Below are 12,606 nucleotides of genomic sequence, written 5' to 3' on the forward strand. Positions count from 1 at the left end.
TATTATCCTTTGTTGCTGCCGGATGGCGCCGGAATGAATTACACAAATAAGGGCGGCATTATATGAAAAAACTGCCGTTTACCAAAGCCCTTCTGTTTCAGACGGTGAAGTATCAAACACTTTAACTGCTTTGGCTATAGGCGGTTATTCGCCGGTTCAATAACCGTTCAAAATTCCGCCAGAAATTCGCTAAAATATGCCATTCATATATGCAGTTTGCGATATATTGGCGGCAAACTTGCTGCCGCACTCAAGCATTCGGTAAAATGCGGCGGTTTTCTCCTATCAGATATGCTCATGAACAGTTCTCAGGACACCATTTACGCAACTATGCACGACCAGGTTGCAGATTTTACCTTTGATGACCGGGTTGCTGGCGTTTTTAGCGATATGATCAAACGCTCAGTTCCCGGTTACGGCCAGATAGTTAACACGATTGGCGATTTTGCCAAGCGTTTGGTGACACATAACAGCCAAGTCTATGACCTAGGTTGTTCACTCGGTGCGGCAACGTTAAGTATCAGGCGCCATATTGAAAACCGACAGTGCCGCATCATTGCCGTGGATAATTCAGCGGCAATGGTCGAGCGTTGCCGCGAAAACTTGGCGGCATATGTGAGCAACACCCCTGTTGAACTATTGTGCGCCGATATCCGTGATATTACTTTTGAGAATGCATCACTGGTAGTGCTCAACTTTACCCTACAGTTTTTACCGCCAGCAGAACGCGATACGCTGCTAACTCGGATTTATCAGGGGTTATTGCCAGGTGGAGCCTTAATCATTTCAGAAAAGTTGCGCTTTGAAGATGCCACCATCCAACAGTTGATTGAAGCCCAACACTTGGATTTCAAACGTGCCAATGGTTACAGTGAGTTAGAGATCAGTCAGAAACGCAGTGCACTGGAAAACGTGATGAAAACCGACACGCTCGAGCAACATTATGCCAGATTTGCCAAAGCCGGTTTCCAGCATGCCAATCTCTGGTTTCAGTGTTTTAATTTTGCCTCAATGGTAGCAATCAAGTGATTAGTTTCAGCAGTTTTTATCAGGATATTGCCGATTCTCAACTCAGTAGTCTGTTGGAAAGCCTGCCAGCCAAATTAGGCAATTGGCAACGTGAGAATAATCACGGTGCGTTGCCTAAATGGGAAAAAACCTTGGCTAAACTCAACTACCCGGCACCAGACAAGCTTGATTTCGCCGACAGTGTTACAGTGGGCAGTGGCCAGCAGCTTTCCGCAGGGCAACGCGAGAAGTTGGAAAATCTGCTGCAATTACTGCACCCTTGGCGCAAAGGGCCATATGACATCCACGGCATCCACATCGATACTGAGTGGCGTTCAGACTGGAAATGGCAACGAGTGGCCCCCCACATCAGCCCGCTGCAAAACCGTACAATATTGGACGTTGGTTGTGGTAGTGGTTATCACATGTGGCGTATGTACGGAGCAGCCGCCAGAATGGTGGTAGGAATTGACCCTTCACCGCTGTTTTTATGCCAATTCGAGGCGGTTAAAAAACTTGCAGGAGGCCAGTTCCCTGTTCATCTGTTGCCATTAGGCATCGAAGATATGCCAGCTTCGGAAGCCTTTGATACTGTATTTTCTATGGGCGTGCTCTACCACAGAAAATCGCCAATTGAACACTTACTGCAATTGCGCGACCAGCTACGCGATGGCGGCGAATTAATTCTGGAAACCTTGGTCATCGATGGCGATCAACAAACCGTATTGGTACCGGAAGATCGCTATGGCAAAATGAACAACGTCTGGTTTATTCCATCAGTTGCAGCTCTGGAACTGTGGCTTAGACGTTGTGATTTCAAAGAGATCCGTTGTGTTAACCTTGATGTCACGTCATTAGCGGAGCAGCGCACAACGCCGTGGATGCGCAATGAATCTTTGGTGGATTATCTCGATCCAAACAATATAGATCTTACCGTTGAAGGCTATCCCGCCCCTAAGAGAGCCACTATTATTGCGGTAAAGTAAAAAAATAGTCGCGCTAAACGGTAATAAGGAAATTGTGCCATCGGATGGCCTTGGCAACGTCACCAAAAAGGAATGCCCTATTGCCGATACCAACATCAAAATGCCTGAAACTGCTTGCAGTACTGTGCTGCGGCGGTCTTGCAACCACCGCCGCCGCCAATAATGGGGCGATTCCACTGTTGCTAAATCAGTGTCTTAATTACAGTACGGATTTTCATCCTGATTTCAGCTCGGCCATTGCGTTAGAGCGGCAGACTATCGGTTTGCAGAATATCGGTGATCAGGTGAATTATTACCGCAGCTTCCCACTACCAAATGCAGCCAGAGAAGCGCTATTACAGTGCCAACTGACACTGGCAGATGCCGTTGACCGGGTACTGACCAATCCGCAACTCCCACAGTTGATTGTCCAAATGCGCCACACTGATTCGCCCGGGCTTGGGCCACTGGCACAGAAATATCAGTATCTGTTGACGCATCAGCTACCACTGGAACAAAAAGCTGGACTCAGTACCGCTCAAGCTAGCATTCGGCAACACTTAAAGAGCGATAATTTTCAGCTGCTGCTTGGTGACTGTGCACTACCTTCATCAGAACCAGAGATAACAACTGGAAACGTATCCACACCAGCATCAGAGCAGACTGCAGACAATAAACAGCGGCTGGTGCGCAATATCGCCAGCTATTTGATACAACAACCAGATGAACATTGCCGCTATGAAGTATGGCGACGTTACCAATCCCGAGCTAAAGCGTCGATCAAGCCAATGCTATCGAGAATACTGCAGCTACGGCAACAGCAGGCTATCAGTGCCGGAGCCAATAACTACGCCGATTTTTTATTGCGACAACAGTTAATTGGCTCCACTGAGCAATTATCAAAATTTTTGAATTCAATGACAACAAAATTACCGATATCGCCGTGGAATATCGGTATAGAACTAGCAAAGTTGCCATCAACAAAAGTAGATACCATGCCGAGCAGCGCCTTCGTAAAGACCATACTGTCGCGGTTGCAGTCTTTAGGGATAAGCCATGAATATATTAATGAACATTGGATCCGCTTGTGGCATAAACACCGTCTTTTAGGGGAAATCCTGCTGTCAGATGCGCCCCAAAATCGTCATTTACTGATCCGCCGCAGCGTCATTGGTCAGCAATCAGGGCAAAGTCAGTTAGCGTTGAAATCACAACTGAAAACCCTGTGGGACTACCAAACAGCAGTGAGCGCGATAAGTGAAGCTGTCACACAGTTGGCATCTGGCGGCCGCTATTATCTTGATAATGGTTTTGCCTTACCCCAGGATGCCGGCAGAGTGGGTGAATTATGGTTAGAGCATTTTCTCAGCGCCGCTTTTAGCCATGAACTGCAACCACAACCGCACAGTCGGGAGCAGCTTGCTGAGGATTATCGCCAGCATTTGGCACTATTCCAGGCGTCAGTCGCACTAACGTTTTACCAACAGCCTGATGCAACACCGTCACCAGAGATTTATGCTTCTCTGTTTGCCGGTCGTTGGCCGGAAGCTGAGGATTACGCATACTCATTCAATGCAATCGCGGATGCTGGGCCATTAGTGTATGAACCGTTGTGGCAACAAATCATTGCCTTAGCCATTTACCAGACCACGACCGCTTGCTCCGCCAATCAACTTTTTGATGAGTTGGTGGTAAATGAAGACAGCAGCGGTATCGAACCATTAATGGAAAAAATCTGGGGAACAAATACCCTTGACCGCATCATTGCACAGATCCATCAAGGTCAGTTTGTTGCTGATCATCTACCCTCCTGGTGTCCTTTAGAGCACTTCACGCCCTGAGGTAAATATTGAAATGCAGTGTAAATTGACGGAATCGCCCTCACTGACACAGCATCGAGCGAATTTTGTTTGAATATTTCGAAAGAAATTAGCATGATGGAGCATCAAATCAGCTAATTTTTACGATGATGCATAGACCAAAATCCACACTGGAACAATGGCGTATTCTGCAAGCGGTAGTTGACTTCGGCGGCTATGCGCAGGCTGCAGATAAACTCAACAAGAGCCAGTCATCGCTAAATCACGCCGTAGCCAAGCTGCAATCACAACTCGGTATTCAATTACTCGAAGTCCGTGGTAGAAAAGCTTATCTCACAGAACAGGGTGAAGTGCTATTGCGGCGTTCTCGTCATGTAACACAAGCTGTCGGCGAGTTGGAGCAACTTGCCAACAACCTGGAGCAAGGCTGGGAGCCAACATTAATCGTTGCCAGGGAACTGGTATACCCCATGGATAAGTTGACGGACGCATTGGCGGCATTCCTACCCGAAAGTCGCGGTACTCGTATCACTGTTGTCGATACTGTGATCAACGGCACTAGTGAATTGATTCAGAATAACCAAGTAGATATCGCAATATGTGGTATCCCTCCCAAAGGTTATATCGCTCAGCCCCTATGTGAACTGGATTTTTATCTGGTATGTCATCCTTCACATCCATTGGCACTGACCCCAGAACTGGAAGATGACCACATCTTGGCGCAGCATCTGCAGATAGTCATCAAGGATACCGGAGTTAACTCACAGCAGGAAACGGGTTGGCTAAAAGCGGAACAACGCTGGACTGTGAGTAATTTCCATGAGGCCAAAGTGATTCTCAGTAAAGGCATTGGGTTCTGCTGGGTACCGGCACATATGGTCGAAAAAGAATTGGCGAATGGTGATTTGGTGCGATTAAAGATCAAAGGTTCGAGTTGCCGGAGAATTGTGCTGACACTAGTCGTCCCCCAAAGAGATAAGCAGGGTCCCGCGTCTAAATTGCTAGAAGCTTTGATTTTAGCCCAACATGGGGAGTTACCGCGTAGCAACTAAGCAGCAGCAAAAGCCGATTGATTACCCACATAGTGAGGATCTTGTTGCTGCAATTGCTGCTCTTCTAACGTTGCATTAGGCAGGCTGATATTATCAAGATCATGGGCTGCAACGGGTGGCAGACTACGATCTTCACTCGAAGCATGATGTTGTTGAGCATTCACCTGTCCCATAATTCTGGCAATACTCAACGGATAAGCATTGACGTTATCCTGGGCAGATTGTTCACTGTCGGCAACAGGCGTCTGCGAGGTATACTGTTTTGCCGCGTCGCTGACTAACTGAGGATCAGTGCCACTACGCTGTGCAGTGAGCTGTTCTCTTGCGCTGTTATACTTGCGCATCGCTTCTGCTGCCACCTGAATATCCGCAGAAGAAGGATCATTGGGTGCCATTGCCGCCGCATAAACCTGTTTCATTTTATTCATGGTTGCTTGAGGATCGCTAGGGATCACCGACACATCAATGTCCACTTCCCCATTTACGGCATATCGCTTGCCGTCCACACCATCTTCGTAATCAAACTGAGGTTGTCCGGCATAAACACCGCCAACGGTGGCATGCGCCCGCTCGTGAGTGCGAACCTCATCATCCCGCTGCTTAAGCTGTTCTAATTGCTGCTGTTGCTGCGGTGATTGTGCCACAGTAGCACTATCGCCGTTGGCTTTGTCGGTACTGTCATTCTGACTCGCATCATCAATGGCAGCATCCTGTTCTGTGGTAGTTTCTGTTCCATTGTCCGTTAAAGCAGCGGCCCCTAATACGCCTAATGACAAACTGACTAATCCAGAACGGTTTCTTTGAGGCAATACGGCTGAGCTATCTGCAGACAGCACAGCCGTATTAATATCAGTATTGTTATAACGAGAATTACTTACTGCGGAATGAAGATTGGCAGACGCTTCCAAGCTGACTGGCACAGTAACAACCGCACTGTTACTGAGGCTAGTCACGGTTGGCGCTTTCAGAGAAAGAAGCGCCGGGAACATGTTAAACCTCGATATCAATAATGCTGCCGAGAGTGTCAGAAGCTCGTTGCAGCACATTTACAGAAGCTTCACCTTGACGCTCAGAAGCCATAGCGGAAACCAGAGCACTGGTGGTGTCTGGGCTGCTGACAGAGGCCACAGAGCTACTCGTGTCTGTCGAGGTCGGGGACGCTGGTGATACGGATGCTTGAGCCACATCAACAGTGGCTTGGGTCAGACCTGATTGAGCGGCTTGCAGTCCCTGAACTCCGGCAGCAAAAGCGGACTGTATTTGCATGGTCATTCCTCCAACAATAAAGATGTGTTGTAGTGTATGTCATACACTAACATTGTTTGATTATTGTTCAAATTGGCATCCATGTACAGTGTTAGTCCTACTCTGGCCGTGTAAAAATTGCCAAATAGCTGCTACGGCCCTGCATGGTTGTGTGTATTCGCTGATTGGTCGCAACAACAAAAGGCGTTTATAGTCATAGCCGATAAAATTTTTAGCTAACACATGTTCACTTAAATATAGTAATTGATTATTGCTGTTGTTACACTCAAGGCAACAAAATTGGCAGGTTGAGAAACTATCGTCATGGCAGTAAGAGCAGCTGAAGAATCCATTATTGGGGGTTACTCACTCAGTGAAGAGGTAGCAAACAGTATCAGTCATGGTCTAGGTGTCATATTGGGCGTTGTAGCACTGACGCTAATGTTGACTAAGGGATGGGATTCACTCAATACAGTTCAGTTAACAGGTGTAAGCATATATGGCGCTAGCTTCATCCTGTTGTTCCTCTGTTCCACGCTCTACCATAGTATTCCGCAGGTACGTTGGAAACGGCGTCTGAAAGTATTAGATCATTGTGCTATCTATCTGCTGATTGCCGGTACATATACCCCGATGATGTTGATCTCAATGCAGGGGACTAACACTGAATGGGTGCTGATCGCCATCTGGTCGCTGGCGGCAGGCGGGGTGCTGTTTAAAAGTTTCTTCGTGCATAGATTCAAGGTGCTGAGTCTGACGTTATATCTAGTGATGGGCTGGCTTTGTATGTTAATCCTGCCTCAACTTATTGCGCATCTCTCGCCTAAGGGGTTTTGGTTACTCGTTGCCGGAGGATTAAGCTATAGCGTTGGGGTCTTATTCTACACAGTTAAAGCCATCCCCTTTAACCATGCCATCTGGCATCTGTTTGTCTTGGGTGGCGCAGTCTGCCATTTTCTGTGTATCTACCTTGGTGTGATCCCTGAATAACGAAAGCGTTAGTGAAAGTCCCGTGATGACACTAACAGTTGCTCCATTACCGATGATAAATCTTGTAACTTACCAGCAATCAAATGCAACACGCCGGCAGAAAACTCCACAATGCCACTGACTTTAAGTATACGGGCTGACAGGTAGGGTTGCCGCTGCGCCTTGGCGGTTCCACTCCAGACGATGACATTAATATGACCCGTTTCATCTTCTAACGTTATAAACGTCACGCCACTCGCCGTTCCCGGTCGTTGGCGTCCAACGACTAACCCGGCTACATTGACCAACTGTCCATGACGACACTGCCATAATGCTTTTGCAGTATAGCATTGCGGCAGAGAACCCTGTTGCCGCAATAGCGCTATGGGATGGCGTCCCAGTGTCAAGCCAATATGCGCATAATCCGCTAATATTGCGTCTACTTCGGTCACTACGGGTAATGTCACCGCAACTTCGGTCGCTTCAACATTGCCGAGCAAGGGCAACTGCTGTTGTGCTGCAGCCAGTTGCCAGCGCGCCTGATGCCGATCACCACTGAGTTCAGCAAATGCATTGGCACTGGCTAAAGCTTCAAGATCGTCGCTGGCGATCGGTAAAGATACCAACTGCGACATCTGCTGAAATCCTGCACCTTTGGCATTTAACAACGTTAGTGCAGCCCTGAAACTTAGACCTTTAACCAATCGCAACCCCAGTCGTAAAGCCAAAGTGCCATCGGTAGTTGCTTCTAGTGTACAGTTCCAATCACTGTGGTTAATGGCAACCGGTAATACACTAACGCCATGACGGCGCAGATCCTGTACCAATTGTGATGGGCTATAAAATCCCATTGGCTGACTATTGAGCAGCGCACAACAAAAAGCAGCCGGATAGTAGTGCTTCAAATAAGCAGACACATAGGCCAGTAACGCAAAACTGGCTGAATGCGATTCAGGGAAACCATATTCACCAAATCCCCGTATCTGGCTAAAAATCTGTTTGGCAAAACTTTCGCTATAACCGCGCGCCGCCATACCATCCAATAACTTTTGCTCAAACTGCTCCAGTTCACCAGTACGTTTCCAACTGGCCATTGCCCGGCGTAACTGATCAGCCTCACCACCACTGAAACCTGCCGCAACCATTGCCAGGTGGATCACCTGCTCCTGAAAAATCGGCACGCCGAGGGTACGCTCAAGTACGCCCCGAACAGCTTCAGAAGGAAATGACACACTTTCCAGTCCATCACGGCGACGTAGAAAAGGATGCACCATATCCCCTTGAATGGGTCCAGGACGAACAATGGCAATCTGTATCACTAAATCGTAGTAACAAGCCGGTTTCAGTCGCGGTAACATGCTGGTTTGGGCGCGAGATTCCACCTGAAAGACCCCCATGCTGTCACCACGCTGCAACATTTGATAAACCGCTGGATCTTCCCAACGAATTTGGGCCATAGAAAACGGTTTAACATGTTGACTGAGTAAGGTAAAACACTTACGAATGGCCGTCAGCATTCCCAGCGCTAACACATCCACTTTCAGCAAACCTAAGCTTTCCAGATCGTCTTTATCCCACTGGATCACGGTACGTTCTGCCATGGCGGCATTTTCTATGGGCACCAATTCTGCCAGCGGTCCGGCAGAGATAATAAAACCGCCCACATGCTGTGACAGATGTCGGGGGAACCCCATAAGACTTTGTACCAATGGCAATAACCAACATCCAAGTCCTTGCTGTGGTACTAATGACTGACGTTGCAATTGTTGCTGCCAGTCTTCCTGAGTATCTCGGCGATCCACGGCAGCCATCAATGTCTCAATGCGCTGTTCATCCAACGCCAAGGCCTTGCCCACATCGCGCATGGCACTGCGAAAACGATAACTGATAACGCTGGCGGCTAATGCCGCGCGCTCTCGCCCATATTTTCGATAGATATACTGAATGACTTCCTCGCGCCGTTCATGTTCAAAATCTACATCAATGTCAGGTGGTTCATGTCGCTCTTTGGAAATAAATCGCTCAAACAGCATATTGATCTTCGTCGGATCTACTTCCGTAATCCCTAGGCAAAAACACACCACAGAGTTAGCCGCGGAACCTCGTCCCTGATGCAGGATCTGTTGTGCTTTGGCAAAGTTGACCAAATCGTAAATGGTCAGAAAAAAATACTCATATTGCAGTTCACGGATAATTTGCAGTTCACGTGTATATTGCTGACGCACAACCTCTGGCACGTTGTTGTGGTAGCGCCGTTGCGCCCCCAGCGTTACTTCCTGCGCTAGGTATTGTGCGGCCGTCATGCCTTTAGGCACGAGTTCCGCCGGATATTCATATTTGAGTTCATCCAGTGAGAAATGGCAGCGCTTGGCAATCTGCACACTATTATCCAGCCACGCTTGAGGAAAACGTTTTTGTATGGCGGATATTGGCTTCATCGCCATTTCGGCATTAGTGCTAAGCAACGCTCCAGCATGGGGGATATCGGTGTTATGGCGAATACATGTAAGAACATCCAATAACTGCTGGCGCTGTGAGCAATGCATACGGATATTACCGGCGGCGACGCAGGTTAAGTCAGCCGTTTCCGCCAATTGTTGCTGTAGTTCAAGCTGCCAGGCTTCTCCAGCATCTAACAGCCGTTCCATTAATAAATAGGGAGCCGTTCCTAGTACCGTCACCCATTGCTGCAGCAATTGCTGTAGATATTGTAAACCCTGTGGCCGAAAATGACCGTCAACCGCTACCGTACCTTGCCACAAAGGTGGTCGCCATAAACAAATACAGCGTTGTTCCAAGGTAGAAAAGTCAGCCAAATCTAACTGATAACTGCCCTTCTCTGCCCGACGGCGACCCAGGGTAATCAGCGCACTTAAGCGGGCGTACCCCAACCGATCTGGCGCTAAAACCACAAGTAGCCCCTGTGGTAATTGAAACTCTGCGCCAACAATCAAAGAGATTTGATGTTTCTTGGCGGCATCATGGGCTTTTACTATTCCCGCCAGAGAACATTCATCAGTAATGGCGAGCGCCTGATAACCCAAGCTGGCGGCGGTTGCCACCAGTTCTTCAGGATGAGAAGCGCCGCGCAAAAAGCTGTAATTCGAAATGGCATGTAACTCTGCGTACATCAACTCATCCAGCCATGTAGTAACAGTTGGCCTTGACAACGAAATACCCAGCAATAGCCACCTTGCTGATGACGCGCTAGATAGTAATCTCGCGTTGGGAAGTCACTCGCAAACCAAGGTGAGGTTATACGCTCCGGCCCTTTGACAATCTCAATGTCGGTGCTTAGCAGCGGTTGTGGTGTAGCCAGTAGCCATAATGGTCTGAGTGCAGCGGTAGGTACAGGCAAAGTTGCAGTTTGCGGAGGCCATTGCTGGATGGGGCGACTGTGGCTCGCCAGTTCCGGTAATGGTGAAGCCTGATAGCACAGTTGCCGTACCTGTTGATTGCCCAGTCTGGCTTGCAACCGTGCCAGCAGTTCCGGTAGTGGTTGCTGTTCATGCGTGGCTTTACTCAAAGGCGGATGTTGCTGTTGTTGTGCAATAAAATGATCAGCTACAAGCACTAGCTCAGTGACTGGCTGAGGCAAGGTCAACCGTTCCAATTGCAGACGACATAACTGTAACAGTTCTGGCTGACGAAACTCGCCCAACGGGTAAACAATCGTCAACGTCATAGGCGAAAGACTGCTATCACGAAAATACAGACGCAACTGCAGTTGCTGAACCGCCAATTGCCGTGCCCGCAAGTAAGTAGCCAATTGACTGAACATGGGAGCCAATGGGAATAGCAATCCCTGAATATAACTAACATCGTGCGGTAATAACCGCTTGAGTTGGAACTGCGGCGGCAACTGATACGCCATCCGGGCATAAGTGAGACGCCCCTCCAGTTGCAACAGCGATGTCAGCAATGACGGGCCAAAGCGCTTACCCAACTCTGGCCGAGGTAAAGACTGTAGTTGCTGCCAATCCCGAATCCCCATTGCCAATAGTCGCTGTCGTGTTTTCTCCGCCAATGGCAATGATTGTAGCGGTAACTGTGGTGGCAGCTGTGTTATCACCGGCACAGCAGAGGCTGTTTCTTGCTGTTCATACGCTTGTTTTTTTGTCTGTGGTTTGTCTGATAAAAGGCCCTCAGGCGCTGCCAGTTGTCGATAACATGCTGATCTGGGTGTAGCTGTCGGCTTAACGCTATTTGCTGTCAATATTGATGTCATCCAACCTCTCGCCAACAATGCTGCATGTAAGGGATAACGCGCCAACGCCAATGAATAATGCAACCCGAACTGCCGACATCGCTGGCAATAGCTATCAAGAAAACGCCACTGGCTACCAAATAATCGCAACATAGAGCCCATCTCTAGCACTAAGGTTTCAGTTGGCCAATGAATCGCTGAGGGTGCCGTTGGCGTTATCGCTTCAGGCCATAATAGTGGGGGCCAGATCCGAGCGCTGAAATCATAATTCCACTGGCATAACCAGTGTTGCAATGCAGCAATATCCATTTGTGCCAAAGGTAGCAATCTCAGTTCCGGCAATAGTGCTTGTGCCGTTGCTTGGCTCATTCCCGGCTTAACACCCATAGTTGCTGCTTGGGGGCTGACGGAATGCAGTTGTTTAAACGCTGCATCATACAAAGCCAACGGCGGCAATCCCGCATATACGGAAGTAAAAGTTGCAGTTTCCGCTGAAATGGTTTGCAGTTGCCAAGCCTGATATTGCAGTAACAACTGAGGCAAATAGACCCCCAACCAACATTCAGCCATGATGCTGTTGCCGCATCGACTGTTTGCCTTCGGAATCATGCCAAGGGCCAATAACAACATTTGCGTCATGAGTGACCGTCATTGCGGGCCGCCAGCCAGGTACTGCAATGCCGGATAACCGGATCTCTGGTACCGGCCAACCACCACGACGTTTAAGGATCTGCAGACAGCACCGATTCTCTATCAGCGGTGTCAATGCCAGTTTCAACGGTATCGGATGGTTGTTGCCCGCTTGTGACATAGGCAACAAACAGAATCCCAAGGCATTACCCGACTCTGCGGCTAACTGTAACTGACGTGCTTCTTTAAGCGATAAGGTATCAAACCAACCCAATACTAATGGACAGCTACCACTTTTCAGTAGCTGCTCCATTGCCCATAAAGCGTCACGACGCGCAGTCACATCCAGCCATAACACATATTCTGGGCTGAGCTGCATCCAAGCCAGCATCTGGGCATTAGGGATAAACTTTGGCGCTACCAGTGCAATAGGTTTAAGTGTGGCGGCAGACAGATACTGCTGGAATAATGGCAGTAGCAACCCTAACTCGCCACAGCCTGGTGCAGGAGTGAATAATTCACAAATACCGTGGGCTGGCCAATAAGGCATATGGTCTGTCAATTCGTACAAACCAGTCTTGTAGCCCGCAACAGCTTGTAACTCAGGTTGACCGCGCCAAAGATCTTGCCGTTGCAACAAGGATTCAAGTGCATTGTTCATCAATACCACCGAAATACTGTATTTTTATACAGTATAAATCAATCATTGA

10 protein-coding genes are annotated in these 12,606 nt (G+C 48.5%); 5 read left to right on the top strand and 5 right to left on the bottom strand.

Annotated features, from left to right (window positions below; all coding sequences use genetic code 11):
* Positions 1–297 precede the first annotated feature (297 nt).
* The 4 genes from cmoA to IE064_RS03730 all read left to right on the top strand — a co-directional run bounded on the left by cmoA (position 298) and on the right by IE064_RS03730 (position 4,845).
* Positions 298–1,029, top strand: a complete 732-nt coding sequence (gene cmoA, locus IE064_RS03715) for a carboxy-S-adenosyl-L-methionine synthase CmoA (RefSeq protein ID WP_133039612.1) — start codon at positions 298–300, stop codon at positions 1,027–1,029.
* Positions 1,026–1,994 (top strand): tRNA 5-methoxyuridine(34)/uridine 5-oxyacetic acid(34) synthase CmoB, encoded by a 969-nt coding sequence (gene cmoB, locus IE064_RS03720; protein WP_189616493.1) that lies wholly within the window; start codon positions 1,026–1,028, stop codon positions 1,992–1,994. Before cmoA ends, cmoB begins: the two co-directional genes overlap by 4 nt.
* 80 nt (positions 1,995–2,074) lie before the next feature.
* The gene (locus tag IE064_RS03725) at positions 2,075–3,814 is read left to right on the top strand and encodes a M3 family metallopeptidase (RefSeq protein WP_189616496.1); all 1,740 of its coding nucleotides are present in this window, start codon (positions 2,075–2,077) and stop codon (positions 3,812–3,814) included.
* 128 nt (positions 3,815–3,942) lie between these two features.
* A complete protein-coding gene (locus IE064_RS03730) occupies positions 3,943–4,845 on the top strand; it encodes a LysR family transcriptional regulator (RefSeq protein ID WP_189616602.1) in 903 nt (300 codons plus the stop codon).
* Here the strand turns inward: IE064_RS03730 and IE064_RS03735 are convergent.
* Positions 4,842–5,834: a putative metalloprotease CJM1_0395 family protein gene (locus tag IE064_RS03735; RefSeq protein ID WP_229799843.1), complete on the bottom strand. Its 993-nt coding sequence runs from the start codon at positions 5,832–5,834 to the stop codon at positions 4,842–4,844. The two genes, IE064_RS03730 and IE064_RS03735, sit on opposite strands and share 4 nt — an antisense overlap.
* A gap of 1 nt (position 5,835) precedes the next feature.
* Positions 5,836–6,111: a chemotaxis protein gene (locus tag IE064_RS03740; protein ID WP_189616500.1), complete on the bottom strand. Its 276-nt coding sequence runs from the start codon at positions 6,109–6,111 to the stop codon at positions 5,836–5,838.
* A gap of 303 nt (positions 6,112–6,414) precedes the next feature.
* On the opposite strand from IE064_RS03740, the gene trhA reads away from it, so the two are divergent.
* Positions 6,415–7,080, top strand: coding sequence for a PAQR family membrane homeostasis protein TrhA (trhA, locus tag IE064_RS03745; protein WP_189616503.1), 666 nt, complete (start codon positions 6,415–6,417; stop codon positions 7,078–7,080).
* Between the two features lie 8 nt (positions 7,081–7,088).
* Here trhA and IE064_RS03750 read toward each other — a convergent pair whose 3' ends face one another.
* From IE064_RS03750 to IE064_RS03760, 3 genes are read right to left on the bottom strand one after another with little or no spacing between them, the layout of a single operon-like run.
* On the bottom strand, positions 7,089–10,190 hold the full coding sequence (locus IE064_RS03750) for an error-prone DNA polymerase (protein WP_189616505.1): 3,102 nt from the start codon (positions 10,188–10,190) through the stop codon (positions 7,089–7,091).
* On the bottom strand, positions 10,190–11,836 hold the full coding sequence (locus IE064_RS03755; RefSeq protein WP_189616507.1) for a Y-family DNA polymerase: 1,647 nt from the start codon (positions 11,834–11,836) through the stop codon (positions 10,190–10,192). The genes IE064_RS03750 and IE064_RS03755 overlap by 1 nt, the downstream gene beginning before the upstream one ends.
* On the bottom strand, positions 11,829–12,557 hold the full coding sequence (locus IE064_RS03760; protein WP_189616509.1) for a DNA lesion error-prone repair protein ImuA: 729 nt from the start codon (positions 12,555–12,557) through the stop codon (positions 11,829–11,831). Before IE064_RS03760 ends, IE064_RS03755 begins: the two co-directional genes overlap by 8 nt.
* Positions 12,558–12,606: the final 49 nt, after the last annotated feature.

The organism is Shewanella fodinae (assembly GCF_014651955.1).
GTDB lineage: Bacteria > Pseudomonadota > Gammaproteobacteria > Enterobacterales > Shewanellaceae > Shewanella > Shewanella fodinae.

Excerpts from the sequence above, each read along its gene's own strand:
- IE064_RS03750 (WP_189616505.1), bottom strand. The coding sequence starts at position 10,190 with ATGTACGCAGAGTTACATGCCATTTCGAATTACAGCTTTTTGCGCGGC.
- cmoA (WP_133039612.1), top strand. The coding sequence starts at position 298 with ATGAACAGTTCTCAGGACACCATTTACGCAACTATGCACGACCAGGTT.
- IE064_RS03760 (WP_189616509.1), bottom strand. The coding sequence starts at position 12,557 with ATGAACAATGCACTTGAATCCTTGTTGCAACGGCAAGATCTTTGGCGC.
- IE064_RS03740 (WP_189616500.1), bottom strand. The coding sequence starts at position 6,111 with ATGCAAATACAGTCCGCTTTTGCTGCCGGAGTTCAGGGACTGCAAGCC.
- IE064_RS03735 (WP_229799843.1), bottom strand. The coding sequence starts at position 5,834 with ATGTTCCCGGCGCTTCTTTCTCTGAAAGCGCCAACCGTGACTAGCCTC.
- trhA (WP_189616503.1), top strand. The coding sequence starts at position 6,415 with ATGGCAGTAAGAGCAGCTGAAGAATCCATTATTGGGGGTTACTCACTC.
- IE064_RS03755 (WP_189616507.1), bottom strand. The coding sequence starts at position 11,836 with ATGGCTGAATGTTGGTTGGGGGTCTATTTGCCTCAGTTGTTACTGCAA.
- IE064_RS03730 (WP_189616602.1), top strand. The coding sequence starts at position 3,943 with ATGCATAGACCAAAATCCACACTGGAACAATGGCGTATTCTGCAAGCG.